The organism is Isoptericola sp. S6320L (assembly GCF_023015685.1).
GTDB lineage: Bacteria > Actinomycetota > Actinomycetes > Actinomycetales > Cellulomonadaceae > Isoptericola > Isoptericola halotolerans_A.
Genome location: NZ_JALKAT010000036.1, coordinates 1 through 20,295 on the forward strand (window position 1 = coordinate 1; position 20,295 = coordinate 20,295).

The 20,295-nt window shown below is 72.0% G+C and carries 18 protein-coding genes; 9 read left to right on the plus strand and 9 right to left on the minus strand.

Translation table 11 applies throughout. The features are described 5' to 3' along the window. On the minus strand, positions 1-1,027 hold a 1,027-nt coding region (locus MWU57_RS15395; RefSeq protein WP_246910345.1), incomplete at its 3' end, for an alpha/beta fold hydrolase. Next, positions 1,021-2,058, minus strand: coding sequence for a 3-oxoacyl-ACP synthase III (locus MWU57_RS15400; protein WP_106265936.1), 1,038 nt, complete (start codon positions 2,056-2,058; stop codon positions 1,021-1,023). The genes MWU57_RS15400 and MWU57_RS15395, both read right to left, overlap by 7 nt. Positions 2,059-2,252: 194 nt before the next feature. Between MWU57_RS15400 and MWU57_RS15405 the strand changes: the two genes are divergently transcribed. The 3 genes from MWU57_RS15405 (at position 2,253) to MWU57_RS15415 (ending at position 5,365) form a co-directional block, all read left to right on the plus strand. Beyond that, positions 2,253-3,560 carry a low specificity L-threonine aldolase gene (locus MWU57_RS15405; protein WP_246910349.1) on the plus strand — a complete coding sequence of 436 codons (1,308 nt, stop codon included), beginning with the start codon at positions 2,253-2,255 and terminating at the stop codon, positions 3,558-3,560. A gap of 117 nt (positions 3,561-3,677) precedes the next feature. Then, complete coding sequence (locus MWU57_RS15410) at positions 3,678-4,127, plus strand: SRPBCC domain-containing protein (RefSeq protein WP_246910352.1); 450 nt, start codon at positions 3,678-3,680, stop codon at positions 4,125-4,127. After that, positions 4,124-5,365: a glycoside hydrolase family 3 N-terminal domain-containing protein gene (locus MWU57_RS15415; RefSeq protein WP_246910355.1), complete on the plus strand. Its 1,242-nt coding sequence runs from the start codon at positions 4,124-4,126 to the stop codon at positions 5,363-5,365. The genes MWU57_RS15410 and MWU57_RS15415 overlap by 4 nt, the downstream gene beginning before the upstream one ends. A 95-nt stretch (positions 5,366-5,460) precedes the next feature. Here MWU57_RS15415 and MWU57_RS15420 read toward each other — a convergent pair whose 3' ends face one another. From MWU57_RS15420 to MWU57_RS15435, 4 genes are all read right to left on the minus strand, one after another. Then, the gene (locus MWU57_RS15420; protein ID WP_106265491.1) at positions 5,461-6,195 is read right to left on the minus strand and encodes a hypothetical protein; all 735 of its coding nucleotides are present in this window, start codon (positions 6,193-6,195) and stop codon (positions 5,461-5,463) included. Positions 6,196-6,484: 289 nt separating this feature from the next. Continuing rightward, positions 6,485-6,775, minus strand: a complete 291-nt coding sequence (locus MWU57_RS15425) for a hypothetical protein (RefSeq protein ID WP_246910357.1) — start codon at positions 6,773-6,775, stop codon at positions 6,485-6,487. Next, positions 6,775-8,055: an inorganic phosphate transporter gene (locus MWU57_RS15430; protein WP_106265495.1), complete on the minus strand. Its 1,281-nt coding sequence runs from the start codon at positions 8,053-8,055 to the stop codon at positions 6,775-6,777. Before MWU57_RS15430 ends, MWU57_RS15425 begins: the two co-directional genes overlap by 1 nt. A 126-nt stretch (positions 8,056-8,181) precedes the next feature. Next, a complete protein-coding gene (locus MWU57_RS15435; protein ID WP_246910405.1) occupies positions 8,182-10,338 on the minus strand; it encodes a S9 family peptidase in 2,157 nt (718 codons plus the stop codon). A 387-nt stretch (positions 10,339-10,725) separates the two neighbouring features. On the opposite strand from MWU57_RS15435, the gene MWU57_RS15440 reads away from it, so the two are divergent. From MWU57_RS15440 to MWU57_RS15455, 4 genes are read left to right on the plus strand one after another with little or no spacing between them, the layout of a single operon-like run. Beyond that, a complete protein-coding gene (locus tag MWU57_RS15440; RefSeq protein WP_246910359.1) occupies positions 10,726-12,147 on the plus strand; it encodes a branched-chain amino acid ABC transporter permease in 1,422 nt (473 codons plus the stop codon). 13 nt (positions 12,148-12,160) lie between these two features. Then, positions 12,161-13,162, plus strand: a complete 1,002-nt coding sequence (locus tag MWU57_RS15445; protein WP_106265501.1) for a branched-chain amino acid ABC transporter permease — start codon at positions 12,161-12,163, stop codon at positions 13,160-13,162. Beyond that, positions 13,152-14,063 carry an ABC transporter ATP-binding protein gene (locus tag MWU57_RS15450; protein ID WP_246910361.1) on the plus strand — a complete coding sequence of 304 codons (912 nt, stop codon included), beginning with the start codon at positions 13,152-13,154 and terminating at the stop codon, positions 14,061-14,063. The genes MWU57_RS15445 and MWU57_RS15450 overlap by 11 nt, the downstream gene beginning before the upstream one ends. Before the next feature lie 29 nt (positions 14,064-14,092). Then, positions 14,093-14,968, plus strand: a complete 876-nt coding sequence (locus MWU57_RS15455) for an ABC transporter ATP-binding protein (protein WP_374108570.1) — start codon at positions 14,093-14,095, stop codon at positions 14,966-14,968. Positions 14,969-15,207: 239 nt separating this feature from the next. On the opposite strand, the gene MWU57_RS15460 is transcribed toward MWU57_RS15455, so the two are convergent. From MWU57_RS15460 to MWU57_RS15470, 3 genes are all read right to left on the minus strand, one after another. Beyond that, positions 15,208-16,242, minus strand: a complete 1,035-nt coding sequence (locus tag MWU57_RS15460) for a hypothetical protein (RefSeq protein ID WP_246910365.1) — start codon at positions 16,240-16,242, stop codon at positions 15,208-15,210. A gap of 254 nt (positions 16,243-16,496) precedes the next feature. Further along, a complete protein-coding gene (locus tag MWU57_RS15465) occupies positions 16,497-17,798 on the minus strand; it encodes an ABC transporter substrate-binding protein (protein ID WP_106265508.1) in 1,302 nt (433 codons plus the stop codon). 177 nt (positions 17,799-17,975) lie between these two features. Next, complete coding sequence (locus tag MWU57_RS15470) at positions 17,976-18,821, minus strand: aldo/keto reductase (protein WP_246910367.1); 846 nt, start codon at positions 18,819-18,821, stop codon at positions 17,976-17,978. Positions 18,822-19,048: 227 nt separating this feature from the next. On the opposite strand from MWU57_RS15470, the gene MWU57_RS15475 reads away from it, so the two are divergent. Further along, a complete protein-coding gene (locus MWU57_RS15475; protein WP_106265512.1) occupies positions 19,049-19,252 on the plus strand; it encodes a cold-shock protein in 204 nt (67 codons plus the stop codon). A gap of 221 nt (positions 19,253-19,473) precedes the next feature. Beyond that, on the plus strand, positions 19,474-20,214 hold the full coding sequence (locus tag MWU57_RS15480) for a hypothetical protein (protein WP_246910370.1): 741 nt from the start codon (positions 19,474-19,476) through the stop codon (positions 20,212-20,214). The last annotated feature ends 81 nt before the right edge of the window (positions 20,215-20,295 follow it).

The window sequence follows — 20,295 nt, forward strand, 5'->3', positions numbered from 1 at the left end:
ACCGCACCGAACCCAACCAGCCCAGCACCGGCCCCGCGTAGTCGACGTCCTCCGCGACCAGGTGCCCGGCGCCCTCGAACCGGTGCACGCGGGCGTGCGGCAGCCGGCCGACTAGGTCGTCGAGGTAGCGGTCGGAGAAGATCGGGTCGCGCGGCCCCCACAGCAGCAGCACCGGCACCTGCAGCGCGGCGACGCCCGCCGCGATGCGGTCGAGCTCCGGCCGGCTCGGGTGCTCCGCCGTCGCCGGGATGTCCGCGACGAACCCCTCGATCCCCCCGCGGTCGGCAGCAGCCCGGTACGGCAGCCGGTAGGCGCCCGCCACGTCCGCGGGCAGGCGCGGGTGGGCCAGCGCGAGGGTGGTCTCGAGGAACGCCCGCGTGGTGCTGGTCCCCAGCCGGTGCACGGGCGGCGCCAGCGCGAGCCGCAACGCCGCCGGGATCGGCACGCCGTCGGGCTGGTGCACCGCCGTGTTGAGCAGCGCGACACCGGCCAGCAGGTCGGGGTGGTCCACGGCCCAGCCGAGGGAGACCACGCCGCCCCAGTCGTGCCCGAGCGTGACCACCGGGCCGTCCAGGCCGAGCGCGTCGGTGAAGGCGCCCAGGTCCGCCACCCGCTCCGGCAGCGACCGCGCCCGCCCGCTGCGGGCCGACAGCCCCATCTCGAGCTGGTCGACGGCGACGACCCGCCACGCGTCCGGCACGCCGCCGGGACGCTCCCCCGTCGCCGCGGCCTCCGTGACGGCCGTCTCGGTCGCGAGGTTCAGCAGGTCGCGCCACAGGTAGGACCACGTCGGGTTGCCGTGCACGGCCAGCACCGTGCCCACCGGCTCGATCCCCCGTGCGGCCAGCTCCGGCCCGTTGTCCAGGTAGTGCCACTCGGTCACCGGCCCGCGCGCGGCCGGACCACCGCCGTCGGACGCCGGAACGCCCGCCGGGGTGCCGCCGTCGGGCACGCGCAGCACGTGGCTGAACCGTGGATCGAGGCCGGGCAGGCCCGGCGGGACGGTGCCGGCGCCCGAGCTCACCACGCAAGCTCCATCATCGCCGTGTTGATGCCCGAGCCGACACCCATCAGCAGCACGCGGTCGCCCGCGGAGAGCGAGTCCTGCTGCTCGACCAGCGTGAGCGGCACGGACGCCGGCCCCACGTTGCCCAGGTGGCCGAACGTGGTCGGCACCGCCGACCGGTCCAGGCCCACGGCCTCCACGATCGCGTTGGTGTGCACGCGCGAGACCTGGTGGGTGATGTAGCGGTCCATCCCGCCCCAGCTCCAGTCCGCCGTCGCGTCCTTCCAGGCGTCGACCACCAGCTCCAGGCCACCCTCGAGCAGCCCCTGGGCGTCGGTGAACATCCCCTCCGTGCTGCCCACGCACAGCAGGTGGTGCTGCGTCGCGGCACGGGTCACGCCGCCCAGCACGCGGTGGCCCTCCGGGTGCTCGTCGGCCCGGCCCAGCACCGCCGCCGCGGAGCCCGAGCCGAGGGTCAGCGACGCGAACTCGGCCATGAAGTCCTCGCGCCCGACGTCGTCCCGCAGCAGCCGCTCGACCGTCACGTCCTGGATGTCGTCGGCGTCCTCGCCCGCCACCACCATCGCGTACCGCACCTGCCCCGACTCGATCATCCCCGCGGCGATGCTCATGCCGTTGATGAAGCCCAGGCAGGCGTTCGCGACGTCGAAGTTGACCGCCGAGCTCGGCAGCCCCAACCCGTGGTGCAGCCCGACCGCCACCGACGGCTCCAGGTGCTTGCGCGTCACGGACGTGTTGATGAGCAGGCCGACGTCGTCCGGCTCCACGCCCGCGCTGCCGAGCGCCTCGATCCCGGCCGCCACCGTCGCGGTGTTCGCGTCCTCGCCCGGGCCCCAGTTGCGCCGGGCCTCGACCCCCGCGACCCGCTCGAGCAGGCTGGTCGGGAGCTTGAGGCGCGACAGGGCGGGCGCCAGGCGCTCCTGCACGTCGGCCGAGGTCGTGACCCGCGACGGCAGCCGGCTCGTCACGGACAACAGCGCGACGTTGGCGAACCTGGTGGTGGCGTTTCCAGACACTCGAGCTCCAGACATCCGGCCGCGCAGTGCGCCGGAACGACGACGATTCGCCGGCTCCTGGGGCAGGACCCGGCGCGACGGGCATGTCGACACCCGCCCTTGAGGTTAAGACGCTCAGGCCCTCCTTGCCGTTCCGGCCGCACTGTGGATCTCGACACGTCACCCGGGCGGCGTCCCGGCGGACGGACGCCGGTGCCTACGCTGAGCGGGTGACCAGCCTCCCCCCGTTCGCCTCCGACAACTACGCCGGCACCCATCCCGAGGTCCTCGCCGCGGTGGCCGCCGCCAACGACGGGTTCGCCGTCGCCTACGGTGACGACCCGTGGACCGCCCGGCTCGACGCCCGCGTCGCCGAGGTGTTCGGGCCCGGCGCGCTCGCGTACCCGCTGATCAACGGCACGGGCGCCAACGTCGTCTCCCTCATGGCGCTGTCCGAGCGCTGGGGCGGCGTGGTCACCTCCGACGTCGCGCACGTCAACACCGACGAGAACGGCGCGCCCGAGCGGGTCGGCGGGCTCAAGATGCTGCCCTGCCCCTCCGTCGACGGGCGGATCGAGCCGTTCCACGTGGAACGGTGGGCCGGGCAGCGCCACGACGTGCACCGCGCCCACCCCGGCGTGCTGTCCCTGACGCAGTCCACCGAGCTCGGGACGGTTTACCCCGTCGAGGCGCTGCGGGCGCTCGTGGACACCGCGCACGGGCTCGGCATGGCCGTGCACGTCGACGGGTCGCGGCTCGCCAACGCCGCCGCCGCGCTCGGCTGCTCCCTGCGCGCGCTCACCACCGACCTCGGCGTCGACGTCGTCTCGCTCGGTGCCGCCAAGATCGGCGGCATGATCGGCGAGGCCGTCGTGGTGCTCGCGCCGCAGGACGCGCCCGTGGTGCCCGGCTCCGGGTACGACGGCGGAGCGTTGCGCGAGCGCGCGGCCGCTGCGGTCCCGTTCCTGCGCAAGTCGACGATGCAGCTGGCGTCCAAGACGCGGTTCGTCTCGGCACAGCTGCTCGCGCTGCTCGGGGAGCCGGGAGCGCCCGTGGGGGGCGGGGCGGCGGCCGCGCCGGTGACGCCGGGACCTGCCGGGGCGGGCGCCGGTCCTGTGGGTACGGGGGCGGGCGCCGGTCCCGCGGGCGCAGTAGCGGGCGCCGCCGCCGAGCCGCTGTGGTGGCGCAACGCGGTGCACGCCAACGCGATGGCCGCGCGGCTGCGGGCCGGCCTGGAGTCGGCGGGGGTGCTCGCCCCGGCACCTGCCGAGATCGGTGCGGCCGGGGCGGGTGCCGCGCCCGAGGGGGGTGCCGCCGTCGGCGGCGTGCGCATCACGCGGCCCGTCGAGGCGAACGCCGTGTTCGCGACGCTCCCCAGGGCGGCGGCGGACCGGGTGCGCGAGCAGGCACGGTTCTACGACTGGGCCCCGGGCGAGACGCCCGATCGCGTCGAGGTCCGCTGGATGTGCTCGTGGGACACGCCGCCCGAGGCGGTCGACGCGTTCGTCGCCGCCGTCGCCGACGCCCTCGCCCGGTGACTGATCAGCGCGAGTGGAGGCCAGTGCCGATTCGGCCGGGTCGCGAGGCTCGCGTTACCGTCGTGCTGACAGGCCGCGACGGGGCGGCCCGCCCGCATGACCAGTCCAGGAGCCGCCATGACCACCGAGCACACCACCGGGTTCACCGCCACCGCCACGACCCACGTCGCCGAGCCGCCGGAACGGGTCTGGAACGAGCTGATGCACCCCGGGGCCCGCTGGGTCCTCGGCGCCAACATCGAGACGGACTTCCGGCCCGGCAGCCCCATCACCTTCGAGGGGCACTTCTTCGGCCGCCCGTTCGCCGACAAGGGCCAGGTCATCGCCGCTGAGCGCCCGCACCTGCTGCACTTCACGCACTACTCGCCGCTGAGCGAGCTCCCCGACGTCCCCGAGAGCTACCACGAGGTCCGCATCACGCTCGTGGCCGACGACGGCGGCACCCAGGTCACGGTGGAGCAGCACAACATCGACACCGCCGACCACGCCCACCGCTCCGAGCAGCACTGGCGGGAGGCCCTGTCCACGCTCGCGCACCGGGACTCCGCGCCGACCTCGGGACCGTGATCCGGCGCCGGACCGTCACGCTCGTCGCGCTCACCTGCGCGGCCGTCACCGCCTGCAGCAGCCCGGGGAGCCAGCCCGCGCCGACGCCCGCCCCCGAGCGACCCGCGACGGGCAGCGCGGCCGGCCCCTCGCCGTCGGGCACCCCGGGTGCGCGGCCGTCGCCCGGCACGGAACCCACCACGGTGCCCGACGGCGGCACCCCGGACGCGGAGGATCCTGCGGCCGGGTGGAGCCTGGAGCGCAAGGTGGGCCAGCTGCTCATGGTGGGGACCCCCGCCGAGGCGGCGACGGTGGGCGACGCGACGCGGACGGCCATCGAGGAGCACCACGTGGGCAACGTGTTCCTGCACGGCCGCAGCGGGGCGGGCGTCGAGGCGGCGCGCGCCCTCGTGGAGTCGGCGACCGGCCTGGCACGCGACGCCGACGCGACGCCGATGCTCGTCGCGACCGATCAGGAGGGCGGATCGGTGCAGGTGCTGCGCGGGCCGGGATTCTCGGAGCTTCCGCCCGCGACGGAGCAGGCGACGTGGGATCCCGACCGGCTCGAGGACGAGGCGACCGCGTGGGGCGCCGAGCTCGCGGACGCGGGCATCAACCTCAACCTGGCGCCCGTGATGGACCTGGTGCCGGCGGACAACCAGTCGGCCAACGCCCCGATCGGCTACTTCTCGCGCAACTACGGCAACACCGCGCGCTCCGTGGTGCGCTCGGCGACCGCGTTCTCCGCCGGTATGCAGGCCTCCGGCGTGGAGCCCGTGATCAAGCACTTCCCCGGGCTGGGGTACGTCAGCCAGAACACGGACACCACCGAGCGCGTCACCGACGACACGGTGACCGCGGACTCGGCCTCGGTCGAGGTGTTCGCCGAGGGGATCGACGCCGGAGCCCGGTTCGTCATGCTCTCGAACGCCGTGTACACCCGGATCGACCCGGAGAACCCGGCGACGTTCTCGCCCGCGGTCGTGGATCTGCTGCGCGACGAGCTGGGATTCGACGGCGTCGTCGTCACCGACGACGTCTCGGCGGCCGCGGCGGTGGAGAACCTGGCCCCCGCCGAGCGAGCGGTGGAGGCGGTCGACGCCGGAGCGGACCTGATCCTGGCCTCCGCCGACCCGACGGTCGTGCCCGCGATGGCCGAGGCGCTGGTGGCCCGGGCCGAGGAGGACCGGGAGTTCGCCGCGACGGTGGACGCCGCCGTCGGGCGGGTGCTGGCCGCGAAGGCCGAGCTCCGCGGCTGACGCCCCGGACGAGCGCGCGGGCCCGGGGCAGGTGCGACGGTGCGCTCCTGCCCCGGGCCCGCTCGCCGGGCGTGTCCGGCGTCAGGTGGCCGGGCTCAGAGGCGCGGCGTCCCCACCGTTCGGCCGCCGACCACCGTGCTGCTCGGCGGCACGAGGACGCGGTACTTGTAGCGCTTGCCGGAGGAGAACTGGTAGGTCACCTGACCGTTCGACTTCAGCCGGACGATCTTCTTCGTCTTCCAGGTGCCGTTGGCCTTGTACTGGATCTTGACCTTCTTGCCGGCGTAGGGCTCCCAGGCCTTCGTGGCCGTGTACTGCTTGACCCCGACCTTGACGGTCTTGCGCTTGCCGTCGGCCCTGACCTGGATGACGTGGCCGTACTTGAGCTTGCCGGCGATCGCGGACTTCATCGTGAACTTGCCGCCCGAGACGCTGGTGTCGCGATAGGTCTCACCCTCGTACACGACGCGGACGTTCTTCACCTGGAACGTGCCGCGGCCCCAGGACGACTTCGCCTTGATGTAGCCCGTGAGGCTCTTGCCGCCGGAGTAGGCGTAGCCGAGGTCCACCTTCGAGGCGACCTTCTTGCTGCCCCGGTAGACGTCACCGTAGATGTCGGCCCAGCCCGTGAGGGTGCCGACCCTCGCCCTGGTGGTGAACTGGTAGTACTTGGTCTTCGCGGAGATGGCGGCGCCGTCGTAGCTGGGCTTGACCGACACCGAGGTGACGTCGATCGGCGAGCCGGCCGCGGCAGCCGGGGCCACCAGGGTGCCGAGCAGGAGAGACGCGGCCGCCACCGAGGTGGCGGCGAGCCGGAGAAGTGCGCGCATGGAGATCCTTCCAGAAGGTCGATTCCGATGTCGGCCCCGTGACGGGCGTCCCCCTGGGTGCGCGCGGTCGTGCAGGCAGGTCGCCGACCCACCGGAAGAACCTGGTCCCACGCGCAGCTCGGTCGACGGCGTCGGACCCGGCTCCTGGCGCATGCACCATCGGCGAGGCCTGCGGCCTGACGCGCAGGATCATAGACGGACGCGAGCACGCCGTCGGCCCACGTCCCACGCCTCGGCGCGTCGTGGCGGGGACCTGGCCGACGAGGCGCCGTCGGCCGGTCAGGCGCTGCTAGCTGTGGCCGCCCGCGGCGAGGAAGACCAGGCCGGCGCCCACGGCGCCCACGACCGTGCCGAAGCAGAGCAGGGCGCCCACGAGCCGGGCCGGCGACGGCCGCGCGATGACGACCGGACCCTTGGTCTCACGGGGCGTGCCGCTGCTGCGCTCCGGGGCTTCCGGCGTCTCCGACGTCCCGGCCACGAGACGCAGGCCGAGCGCGAAGAGTGCGGGGATTCCCGCCCCGATGAGGAGGCCCGCCACGACCACCTGGCCGAGGGCGCTCCACTCGACGAGACCGTTCATCACTGCTCTCCCTTGCCGCTGGTGCCCGGACCGCCCGGGGTCGTCGCCGAGATCACCGGGGTCATGGCCGAGGCGAGGCGCTCCTCGACGACGGGGCCGACCTGCGGCTCGCCGACCTCGCCCGTGGTCGCCACCGAGGTGCGCAGTCGGGCGCCCTTGGCCTCGTCCCACTCCTCGTTGACGTTGCTGTGGTCGACGGGCTTGCGCCGGGAGGCCACCCAGATGGCGATCGAGGTGCCGACCAGGAGCGCGAAGACCAGGAACGTGCCGAAGAACCCGCCGATGACGTGCTGGATCCAGTAGCAGACGGCGCCGACGATGCCGGCGGCCGGCAGCGTCAGGCCCCAGGCGGCGAGCATCCGGCCGGCGACGCCCCAGCGCACCTTCGCGCCGGGCATGCCGACGCCGGAGCCCAGGATCGACCCGGTGGCCACGTGGGTGGTGGACAACGAGAAGCCGAAGTGGCTCGAGAGCAGGATCACCGCGGCCGACGACGTCTCCGCGGCCATGCCCTGGCGGCTGTCGATCTCGACGAGGCCCTTGCCGAGGGTGCGGATGATCCGCCAGCCGCCCAGGTAGGTGCCCAGCGCCATGAAGAACGCGCAGGAGATGATCACCCAGAACGGCACGCTGGAGTCCGCGGGAACGGCACCCGCGGTGATGAGAGCCAGCAGGATGATGCCCATCGACTTCTGCGCGTCGTTGGTGCCGTGCGCGAGCGAGACGAGCGAGGCCGAGCCGACCTGGCCCCAGCGGAAGCCGCGCGAGGTGACGTCCTGCGAGACGCCGCGGGTCAACCGGGCCACGAGGAAGGTCCCCACCGAGGCGACGCCGATCGCGATGACCGGTGCCAGCAGCGCGGGCAGGAGGACCTTGGACAGCACGCCCGACCAGAGGACGCCGGCGGTGCCTGCGGCGGCCAGGACGGAGCCGATCACGCCGCCGACGAGCGCGTGCGACGAGCTCGACGGCAACCCGAGCAACCAGGTGAGCAGGTTCCAGACGATGCCGCCCACGAGTCCGGCGAACACCACCTCGAGGCTGATCGCGCCGGCGTCCACCAGGCCCTTGGCGATCGTCGCGGCGACCGCCAGGGACAGGAACGCGCCCGCCATGTTGAGCACGGCGGACAGCAGCACGGCCACCTTGGGCTTGAGCGCGCGGGTCGCGATGGAGGTGGCCATCGCGTTGCCGGTGTCATGGAAACCATTCGTGAAGTCGAAGGCCAGAGCGGTCACGACGACGAGCACGAGGAGGAGCGTCTCGGTCACGGGTCCCATGGTGGGGCCCGCGCTCGTCCGATTCGGTCCGTCAGGTGGCTTCCAGGTGAACTGTTCGGTGAGAGTTCACCTGATGTTCACCTGTGGTTCGAGTGCTCGAACCTGGCGCTCGAACGGCTCGGTCGGTCAGACGTGGTCGGCGAGCCCCAGCGTCTCCAGCGTCCAGGCGTGCTCGAACGCGATCTCCTCCCAGCGGGCGTAGCGCCCCGACACCCCGCCGTGGCCCGCGGACATCTCGATCTTGAGCAGCGCGGGCGCCCCGGCCGCCCGCAGGCGCGCCACCCACTTGGCCGGCTCGACGTACAGCACGCGCGTGTCGTGCAACGACGTGACCGCCAGGATCCGCGGGTAGTGCGAGGCGTCGTCGGGCACGTTCTCGTACGGCGAGTACGAGCGCATGTACGCGTACACCTCCGGGTCGGCGAGCGGGTTGCCCCACTCCTCCCACTCCACGACCGTCAGCGGCAGCGACGGGTCGAGGATCGAGGTGAGCGCGTCGACGAACGGCACCCCGGCGAGCACGCCCGCGAACATCTCCGGCGCCAGGTTCGCCACCGCGCCCATGAGGAGCCCGCCGGCGCTGCCGCCGTCGGCCACCATGCGCTCCGGCGTGGTCCACCCCGTGCCGACCAGGTGCTTCGCGCACGCCACGAAGTCGGTGAACGTGTTGCGCTTGCGGTCCAGCCGGCCGCCCTCGTACCAGGCGCGCCCCATCTCGCCGCCGCCTCGCACGTGCGCGACGGCGAACACGACACCGCGGTCGAGCAGCGACAGGCGGGGCACGCTGAAGTACGGGTCCATGCTGATCTCGTAGGCGCCGTAGCCGTAGAGCAGCAGCGGGGCCGGGTCCGCCCCGGTGCCCGCGGCGTCCAGCGTGACGGCGTCCCGCTTCCACACGAGCGAGATCGGCACGCGGGTGCCGTCCTCGGCCGTGGCCCACTCGCGGCTCTGGGCGTAGTCGCCCGGGTCGTAGCCGCCGAGGACCTCCTGCCGCTTGCGCACCACCCGCTCGCCGGTGGCCAGGTCGACGTCGTAGACCGTGGCCGGCGTGACGAACGACGTGCCGTGCACGCGCAGCGCCGGCGTCGCGAACTCGGGGTTGGCGCCCAGCGCCGCGGAGTGCAGCGGCTCGTCGAACTCGAGCTCGCGAGCGGTCCACGGGACGCCCGGCACGAGCCCGTCGAGCGCGACGACGGCGACCCGCGGCGTGGCGTCGCGGCGCACGCCCAGCACCACGTGCGTCGCGAACGCGTCCACGGACTCGAGGCGCACGTCCGGGTCGTGGGGCACGACGACGGCACCTGCCGCCGGGTCCGCCGGCCTGGCACCCGGTGCGGGCACGTCCGCGGCGACCAGCTCGAAGTTCTGCGCCCGCTCGTTGTGCAGGATCAGCAGCGCCGGGCCTCGACCCGGCAGCACGGCGGCCTCGACCGTGTACTCGACGCCCTCGCGGCGCTCCCACACGACCCGGAACTCCCCCGTCGGGTCGTCCGCCTCGAGGATCCAGGACTCGCTCGTGTTCTTGGAGCCCAGCTCGATCTGCAGGAACCGGTCGTCGCGCGAGAGCCCGACGCCGACCCAGAAGCGTTCGTCGGGCTCGGAGAAGACCATGACGTCGTCGCTCGCCGGGGAGCCGACCTCGTGCCGCCAGATCCGGTACGGCCGCCACGCGTCGTCGACGGTCGGGTAGAAGACGTAGCGCCCGTCCGGGCTGATGACCGCGCCGGGGAACGTCTGCTCGATCGTGTCCGGCAGGTCCGCGCCGGTCACCAGGTCCCGCACCCGCACGGTGTAGCGCTCGTCGCCCGTCGTGTCCACGGCGTACGCCAGGCGCGTCCCGTCCCCGGAGACCGCGAAGGAGCCGAGCGAGAAGAAGTCGTGGCCCTCGGCCTCCGCGTTCTGGTCCAGGAGGAGCTGCTCGCCGGCGGGCACCTCGCCCGGCGTGAGCGCCGGCGGGGTCCAGTCCTCCGGCCCGGAGACCGGCACGCGGGCGTTCAGGGGGTACTGCCTGCCCTCGACGGTGCGCACGTAGTACCAGTGGCCGCCCTGGCGGACCGGCACCGACAGGTCCGACTCCAGGGTGCGGTCCTTGATCTCCTGGAAGACCCGGTCGCGCAGGGGCGCCAGGTGCGCGAGCTGCGCCTGCGTCCAGGCGTTCTCGGCCTCCAGGTGGGTGATCACCTCCGGGTCGTCCTTGGCGCGCAGCCACTCGTACTCGTCGACGAACGTGTGGCCGTGGTGCGTGCGCTCCGCCGGACGGCGGTCGGCGACCGGTGCGCTCACGGCGGGACGGACGAGGTTCTCGGGGGCGGCGGGCTCGGTCTGGGCGGCGGTGGCGTCGTCGGGCACCCGGCCAGCCTACGGCGCGGCGCGGACAGCGGGGCTGGGCCTCCGCCGTCCGGCCCGGGCCGGACGATGGTCACGTCTCTGCAACGGTTTCCGCCCGTTGCACCGCCAGACCCGCACGTTGCCCCGATATCGCCCGTTCGCGTGATGCGCGTGTGACACGGGGGTGTCGTCCACGTCACAGTGCGCCGTTACACTTCCCGCACGTTCGTACCGCTCGCCGGTCAATGGGGGCTTCAGCATGCCTACATGGTCGAGGTCGGTGCGGCCGGTCCCGGGGTGACCCGGGGCATCTGACCATGACCCGACGGAGGACCCCGTCCGATGACAGCGGACCGACCCACCACCACGAGCCGATGGAGCCGCCTGCTCGCGGCGATCGCGCTCGTGCTCCTGCCGGCGATGCTCGTCGCACCACCAGCGACGGCGAGCACCGACGAGCCACCCTGCGAACCCGACAACGAGACAGCCTGCATAGCCGTCCTGGTGCTGAACGCGGACAACGACCGCATCAGCGACGTGGCGATCACCGTCGCCGGAGCCGGATTCACCGCGGACCTGACCACCAACGCCGACGGTCCCGCGACCGTCGCCGCCCCCGAGGTCGGTCAGTACACGGTCAGCATCGACCCGGCCACGCTGCCCGACGACCAGCAGCTCCCGGAGGGCGCCGAGACCGAGGTGACCGTCACCGCGCAGTCCGGCGGCACCGCTCGCGCCGCGTTCCGGGTCGGGCCCGGCGCCGAGGCGCCGGCCACCCCGTCGGGCGAGGCGTCCGACGGCGCCCCCGCGGACTCGACCACCACCGACGACGGCGACGGAGTGGCGGCAGCGCCCGAGGGCGACGCGTCCGAACGGGCGCTCACCTTCGCGCAGGTGTGGCAGCAGATCGGCTCCGGGCTCCGGTTCGGGCTGCTCCTCGCGCTCGCCTCCATCGGGCTGAACCTCGTGTTCGGCACGACCGGGCTGTCGAACTTCGCGCACGGCGAGCAGTTCGCGCTCGGTGCCGCGGTCGGCTTCATCACCATCAACCAGATGGGTATGTCGATCTGGGTCGGCGGGCTCCTGACCCTGGCGGTCTGCGCGCTGACCGGCCTCGCGCAGGACTCCGCGATCTGGCGCCCGCTGCGCAAGCGCAACGTGCCGGTGATGCAGCTGATGATCGTCTCCATCGGGCTCTCGATCACGCTGCAGTACGTCATCCAGCTGATGATCGGCGGCGGCTCCGAGCGGATCCTCTCCCGGAACCCGCAGCCGCTGACGATCGCCGGCATCACGCTCAGCACCGCGTCCTGGCTGTCGATGGTCGTCGCGCTCGTGTGCGTCCTCGGCATCGCGTGGTTCCTCACCCGCACCCGCATCGGTCGGGCGACGCGCGCCGTGTCGGACAACCCCGCCCTGGCCTCGGCCACCGGGATCGACCCCGACAGGATCATCCGCATCGTGTGGATCATGGCGACCGGTTTCGCCGCGCTGGCGGGCCTGATGTGGGGCGTGTCCTTCGGCTCCTTCAACTGGCAGCTCGGCGTCCAGCTCCTGCTGCTCATGTTCGCCGCGGTCACCCTCGGCGGACTCGGCACCGCGCTCGGCGCGTTCGTCGGGTCGCTGCTCATCGGACAGGTGGTCGAGCTGTCGAACCTGTTCATCCCCAGCGACCTGCGGTACGCCTCCGCGCTGGTGATCCTCATTCTCGTGCTCCTGTTCAGGCCGCAGGGCATTCTCGGCCGCCGCGAGCGGATCGGCTGAAGGGAGACGCATCATGGAAGAATTCCTCCGCATCCTCACGCAGTCGATGGGCGAGCTGCTCGCCCCGACGACCGCGGCCTACGCGATGGCCGCCATCGGCCTCAACCTGCACTTCGGGTACACGGGTCTGCTCAACATGGGCCAGGCAGGCTTCATGCTGCTCGGCGCCTACGGGTTCGGCATCACCCTCACCACGGGTGGTTCGTTCTGGCTGGCACTGCTGGTCGCGATCGCGGCCGGCGTGCTGTTCGCCCTCATCCTCGGTATGCCGACGCTGCAGCTCCGCGGCGACTATCTGGCCATCGTGACCATCTCCGCCGCGGAGATCGTCCGCTGGTTCGGCCGCTCCACCCTGTGGCAGGAGTGGACGGGCGGCGCGTCCGGCCTCCAGGGTCGCTACTACAAGGAACCGTTCCAGGAGCTCTCGTTCCTTCCTGAGGGCAGGTTCGCCCTGGGCCCGCTGGAGTACATCAACACCGGTTCCGACTCCTGGTGGACGCGCATCGTGGCCTGGGGCCTCGTCGCCCTCGTGCTCGTGTTCGTCTGGCTCATCACCCGCAGCCCGTGGGGCCGCGTGCTCAAGGGCATCCGCGAGGACGAGGACGCCGTGCGCGCGCTCGGCAAGAACGTCTACTCCTACAAGCTGCAGGCACTGGTCATCGGTGGTGCCATCGGCGCGCTCGGTGGCGTGATCTTCGCGCTGCCCGCGGCGATCGTGCCCGACTCGATGGGTCGCACCATGACGTTCTTCGTCTGGACGATCCTGCTGCTGGGTGGCGCGGCCACCGTGTTCGGGCCCGTGCTCGGATCGATGATCTTCTTCGCGGCCTACATGTTCATGCGCACCGGCATGCGGGCGCTGGCCGAGAACACCGGCGTCGGTGACGTCATCACGACCACCAACGTCGAGCAGATCGGCGGCATGCTCGTCGGTGTGACCCTGATGCTGCTGGTCATCTTCCGACCACAGGGCATCCTCGGGAACAAGAAGGAGCTGGCGTTCAATGTCCGTTGACGACACCACGACAGCTGCAGCCGAGGTGCTGCGCTCCGTCGAGCACGTCCCCGGCGCGGCCAAGCCGAACCCCCTCGTGGTGGCCGACCACGTCACCCGGAAGTTCGGCGGCATGACCGCCGTCGACGTCGACCACCTCGAGGTCCAGGAGGGCGTCATCACGGCCCTCATCGGGCCCAACGGCGCCGGCAAGACCACGCTGTTCAACCTGCTCACCGGGTTCGACCGCCCCAACACCGGCGAGTGGAGCTTCCAGGGCAAGTCGCTCAGCGGCAAGAGCGGCGCTGCCGTGGCGAAGGCCGGCATGGTCCGCACGTTCCAGCTGACCAAGGCGCTGTCGCGCCTGACGGTGCTGCAGAACATGCTGCTGGCCTCGCCGTCGAACCCCGGCGAGAAGCTCGCGCTCTCCTGGCTGCCGTTCCTGTGGAAGAAGCACGAGGCCGAGACCACCGCCAAGGCGATGGAGATCCTCGCCCGGTTCAAGCTCGACACCAAGGCCGCCGACTACGCGGGCTCCCTGTCGGGCGGTCAGCGCAAGCTGCTCGAGATGGCTCGCGCGCTGATGACCGACCCGACGATCATCATGCTCGACGAGCCCATGGCCGGCGTGAACCCGGCGCTCGTGCAGTCGCTCCTGGGACACGTCCAGGCGTTGCGCGACGAAGGCATGACCGTGCTCTTCGTGGAGCACGACATGCACGCGGTGCGCCACATCTCGGACTGGGTCGTCGTCATGGCCGAGGGCCGCATCGTGGCCGAGGGGCCGCCCGGCAGCGTGATGAAGGACCAGGCCGTGGTGGACGCCTACCTCGGCGCCCACCACGACACCGACCTCGGGGACGACGCCCTGCTGGACCCCGAGGTCCTGGCCCGGCTCGAGGCAGAGGAGGAGAAGCGATGAGCGCCACCACCACGGCTCCCGGCGAGAAGATGTCGGCTGCCGGCGTGCCCCAGAAGGACCTGCTCCTGCACGCCGACAACCTCGTCGCCGGCTACATCCCCGGCGTCAACATCCTCGACGGCTGCTCGCTCGAGGTCGCCAAGGGCGAGCTCGTCGGCATCATCGGCCCCAACGGCGCCGGCAAGTCGACGCTGCTGAAGGCCCTCTTCGGCCTGGTGAAGGTGTACTCCGGCACGGTGACGCTGGAGGGCAAGGACATCACCGGGATGAAGGCGAACCAGCTCGTCGCCAACGGCGTCGGGTTCGTCCCGCAGAACAACAACGTGTTCCCCTCGCTCACGGTCGAGGAGAACATGCGGATGGGGACGTACCTCAGGCCGAAGATCTTCGACGAGCGCTGGTCGTTCATCGGGGACCTCTTCCCCGTGCTGCACGACCGGCGCTCGCAGCGCGCGGGCGCCATGTCCGGCGGTGAGCGGCAGATGGTCGCCATGGCCCGCGCGCTCATGATGAACCCGTCGGTGCTGCTGCTCGACGAGCCGTCCGCAGGCCTGTCGCCCGTCCGCCAGGACGAGACGTTCCTGCGCACCCGGATGATCAACAAGGCCGGCGTCTCGGTGATCATGGTGGAGCAGAACGCCCGCCGCTGCCTGCAGATCTGCGACCGCGGTTACGTGCTCGACCAGGGCAAGGACGCGTACACCGGCACCGGCCGCGAGCTGCAGGCGGACCCCAAGGTCATCTCCCTGTACCTCGGCACGCTCGCCGAGGACGTGGACGACGCCGCGGTCGCTGCCGACGCCGCGGAGGCCGAAGCCGAGGCCCAGGCCGTGCCGGTGTCGGAAGCGGAGCCGGAGTCGGAGTCGGAGGCCCCGGCCGCCGACACCCCGACCCCGCCGAGGTAGTAGCGGCCACGCCGAGGTAGTAGCGGCCGCGCCGAGGTAGTGCGGCGCGACGGCGGACGTCCCGGGACACCGGGGCGTCCGCCGTCGTCGTTCCGCGGCCCGACGACGGCGCACCCGCGCGTGCGTTCTGCGCGGTTCGGCGTTCCCCGGTAGGCATTCGCCCGCCGAGGTAGTGCGGGCACCGCCGAGGTAGTACGTGCACCGGCGAGGTAGTCGGCCATCCGCCGACGTAGTCGGCCTCACGCTGCCCGACGGCGCCTCAGCGCAGCCCAGTAGGCCGCGCGCACGCGCGCTCCCAGCTCGTCGAGGTCTGCCAGGTCCTCCCAACGGACGCGGATCACGATCCAGCCCTCCTGCTCCAGCGCCCGCTGGCGCGCCAGCTCGGCCCGCCGCGCTGCCTCCGGATCGCCGTACTCACCGCCGCTGTACTTGACGTCGCCGTCGAACTCCACCGCGACCTTCAGGTCCTCCCAACCGAGATCCACGTAGTAGGTCCCCGACCTGGTCGGCGCTTCGATCTGGCACTCCGGCCGCGGGAGGCCGGCATCGACGGCGGCAAGCCGCGCGACCGACTCCCCGGGTGACCCTGCTCGGGGGTCGCACAGCTCGAGGATGCGCCGCGCCTGGACGATGCCGCGCTTTCCCTTGGAAGTGGACATGAGCAGGTCGACCTGGCGAGGGTCCGCCCCGCACCGGAACAGCGAGTCGCAGACCACCAGGGCGGCCGCCGTCGGGAGGGTACGGACGCAATCGACCAGTGTGCGCTCCTTCGTCGTCACCGGGACGCCGCTCACCCGGTCGCGGTCTCGCTGCGGCAGGCTCGTGTGGTGCCGTCGGACGATCGACGCCTCGTCGCTGTCGACGTGCGGGTTCACCGCGTGGGTGACATGCACCAGTCGCGGCACCCGGTACGTCCAGGCGCCGTGAAGCAGCGCGGCGGTCGAGTGGGAGAACCATGCTGACCCGCCACCGTGCGCCAGGACGCGCCGGACCTCCCGCATGATCGACTGCTCGTACTGCTCGTGGTCGCCACCTGCCGTGGCGTCGCAACTCTCGATGTAGAGCGAGCGCCCCAGGCGCTCGATCCGCCCCTGTGCGACGTGCCTCGACAACGCCTCGCCGTCGGTGTGCGTGATGTCCAGAGCAGGGGGCGGCGCCGGTGCCTCTGCCCGGTCCGCCGAGTGCATCGCACGCACCGGCGAGCCCGGGGCTCTCATCGTGGCCAAGATCCGGGTGATCCGCCGGATCGCTGCGGTGTGGATCTCTTCGCTCATGCGGCGAGGCTCGCGCGACACGGCCCACCGGCGTACCGCCGTCGGACCCTGAGGTGGACGGTGCAACCTGGGGGTGCGGTCGGAGCGACGTCTCGCCACGGCGCGACCGCAGCGCGGCCGCACTACCTCGGCGAGCGGGGCACTACCTCGGCGAGCGGGACGCTACCTCGGGGGACGACGACGGCGGCCCGGTCATCGCGTAGATGACCGGGCCGCCGTCGCACCTCGCCGACCCGGGGGTCAGCCGTGAAGCGTCACTCGATCGAGCCCTCGATCTCCCGGACGAAGGAGTACTCGTTCGAGTCGTCGTACTCGTAGATGCCGATGAACGCGGACGACGGGTCGTTCGCCTCGTTCAGCGGGCCGGTGCCGGACATGCCCTGGTAGTTGATCTCTTCACCGGCCTCGAGTGCGGCGACCGCGTCGGCGAAGGAGCTCACTTCCGTGCCACCCTCGGACCCGGAGACCGCACGGATGTTGTCGGCGATGGTCCGGCCGTCCGTCGCGCCGCCCTTGACCGCGGCCAGCGCGGCGAGCATCGTCGCGTCGTACGACTCTGCGGAGTAGGAGAAGTCGGCGAGCTCGCCGCCCTCGTTCTCCGAGTACCAGGTGGTGAGGCGCTCCTTGAAGTCGTCCTCGGCCTGGGCGCCGGGCAGCGTGCCCTGGACACCGGCCAGCGTGCCCTCGTCGAACTGGTCGCCGTAGTTGGACAGGTTGCCGTCGCAGAAGTACGTGGTCCCGTCGAACTCCCAGCCCTGCGCCACGAGCTCGTTGACGATCGCCACGGTCTCCTCGAAGGCGATGATGACGATCGCGTCCGGCTCGGTGGCCAGCGCAGCCGTCACCTGGGCACCGAAGTTGGTCTCACCGGGAGGGAACTCCTCGCCGCCACCGGTGGCGCCGTACACGACGGAGCCGCCGCCGGCCTCGATGGCCGACTGGGTGTGGTCGCGCAGGCCGGTGCCGTAGGCCTCGTTCTGCACGAGCATCGCGACGTCCATGTGGCCGCCGTCGAGGATCAGCGAACCGAGGGCGGCGCCCTGGACGGTGTCCGGCGGGGCGGTGCGGGCGAAGAAGTCGCCGTAGCCGGAGAGGTCGGCCGCCGTGTTGGCGGGCGAGATCTGCATGACCTCGGCCTCGGCGAACGTGTCGACGACCGACAGGGAGACGCCGGAGGATGCGGCACCGATGACGGCCGAGACGCCGTTGCTGATGAGGTCGGTCGCCGTCGAGCTGGCCACCGACGGGTCGGTGGTGTCGCCGGAGTCGCCCCACTCGACGGAGACGTCGTTGCCGAGCACGCCACCCGCCTCGTTGATGTCGGCGACGGCGAGGCCCACGCCGGCGATCTCGGGCGGGCCGAGGAACGCGAGGGTGCCCGTGACCGGCAGGATCGTGCCGATCGTCAGGGGCTCGGCGTCAGCCATCTCCTCGTCGGACATCTCGTCGGCGGTGGACTCGCCCTCCGGCTCCGTGTCGGAGCTGCAGGCCGCCAGGCCCAGGCTGAGGACTGCCGCAAAGGCGATGCCCTTGGCAGCCGTCATGCGTCGATTCATGTGCTTCCCCTTCGGGGTCGGACTTCCCTACGGCCACTCAATGCCGCATGTAGTGGCGCTGAACCTAACCCGATTGTGTGACGGCGATGTGTCAGATGCGCCACATCCGATGGATCGTGACGAACCTGTTATGTGCCTCACATCGTCGGGCCCGGCCACGGCGGTCGGCCCCCGTGCTCAGGCGCGGAACTGGGTGAAGTCCGCGGTCGCCGGGTCGGATCCGGTGCGACCGGCCACCCCGGAGTCGAGGCCCGACACGGCCGCCATCTGCTCCTCGTTCAGCTCGAACGAGAACACGTCGATGTTGGCGGCCTGACGCTCGGCGGAGAGCGACTTCGGGATGACGATCGTGCCCTGCTGGACGTGCCAGCGCAGCACCACCTGGGCAGGCGTCACGCCGAGCGCGGAGGCGGTCGACTGGACCGCGGAGGCCTCCAGGTCGGCGCCGCGGCCGAGCGGCGAGTAGGCCTCGACGGCGATCCCGTGCTTGCGGCACGCCGCCTGCACGTCGAGCTGCTGGAAGGTGGGGTGCACCTCGATCTGGTTCACCGCGGGGACGACGTCCGACTCGCTGACCAGGCGGTCCAGGTGCTCCGGCAGGAAGTTCGAGACACCGACGGCCCGCACCGCGCCGTCGGCCAGGAGCTTCTCGAACGCCCTCCAGGTCTCGACGTAGAGGTCCTTGCTCGGCACCGGCCAGTGGATCAGGTAGAGGTCGACGACGTCGAGCCCCAGCGCACGCCGCGAGTCCTCGAACGCCCGCAGCGCCGAGTCGTAGCCCTGGTCCCCGTTGCGGAGCTTCGTGGTGACGAACAGCTCCTCGCGCGGGAGGCCGGACGCCCGCAGGGCGGCACCCACACCGTCTTCGTTGTAGTAACCCGCGGCGGTGTCGACGTGGCGGTAACCCCGCTCCAGCGCCTGCTCCACGTTGGCCTGCGTGCCGTCGTCGGGCACCTGGAAGACTCCGAGGCCGACCTGCGGGACCGTGACACCGTTGTTCAGGGTGATACTGGGAACAGTCATGCACAACATTGTGTCTTGTGCTGGTGCGATGGCGCGCGCTCGCGTACGGTTGAGCCTGTTGCAGTGTGTTGCTCGTACCGGGACGGTCACCCGTCCTGCGTCGACGAGGTTGTGTCGTCAGGATTGACGCAGCCAGTCGGCGGACCTTGGTCTTTCAAGAGTTGACGACGAACACCGTGATGAGCGCCCCCGACAGTCGGGGTCGCCGACTCTTGAAGGAGTACCCCATGGCCACCGGAACTGTGAAGTGGTTCAACAGCGAAAAGGGCTACGGCTTCATCGCCCCCGAGGACGGCACCGCTGACGTGTTCGTTCACTTCTCCGCGATCCAGTCGCAGGGCTACCGCTCGCTGGAGGAGGAGCAGAAGGTCGAGTTCGACGTCACGCAGGGCCCGAAGGGCCCGCAGGCGGAGAACGTTCGCCCCGTCTGATCTCGCGTGTGACGGTCGCCTGACGGCGGCCCTCTCCTCGTGCGAACGGCCCGCACCCGTTGCCTCACGGCAGCAGGTGCGGGCCGTTTCTCGTCCCCGCCGAGGCCCGAGCCCGTCCGCCCGGCCGGGAACCCCGGCGTCGTACCGGTCGTTCCACCGACATGGGCTTCCTCGACCGACTCCTCGGCAGGTCACGCGACGAGCGTCCCGACATCCCCGGCATGACCGGAGGCGGGACCCCGCGGGGCTACCAGTCCCCCACCCAGGCCTACCAGGCCGGGTCCTCCCAGCAGCGGCCGACGACGGCACGCAGCACGACGCCGTCCGGCCCGGCCGCGTCGGGCCCGGCCACCGAACGTCACCCTGACGACGTGGCGATCGACCGCTACCGCTACCTGCTCCGCACCGCCCCGCCGGACGCCGTCGAGCAGGCGCACGCCGAAGCGTTCTCGCAGCTCACGCCGGAGCAGCGGCAGCGCGTGCTGGCCGAGGTCGGGGCGACGGTGCCGGCGTCGGAGCGCGCCACGTCCGACGACCCGCAGGCCCTGGCCCGGATGGCGACCCGCGCGGAGATGCGCCACCCGGGCACGCTCGAGAAGACCTTCCGCGGGCAGGGCGGCGCGGGAGCGCCCGGGTTCGGCGCGATGGTCGGTTCGAGCCTGCTCGGGACGGTGGCCGGCGTCGTCATCGGCTCCGCTGTCGCGAACGCGATGTTCGGCCCGATGTTCGGAGACCCCACGACACCTGTCGCCGAGGATGCGGCGGCCGGTGGCGACGCCGGGGCCGAGGGTGGCGACGCCGGGGCCGAGGGCGCGGATCCCGGTAACACCGAGGCCGGGGCGGACGCGGGTGGTGCCGAGGCGGCCGGTGACGAAGGGCTCTTCGGTGGCTTCTTCGGAGGCGATGGCGGCGGCCTCTTCGGAGGCGACGGCGGCGGGTTCGACGGCGGGTTCGACATCTGAACGGCAGCCGCACTACCTCGGCGTGCGCCGCACTATCTCGGCGTGCGCCGCACTACCTCGGCGCGTGACCCACTACCTCGG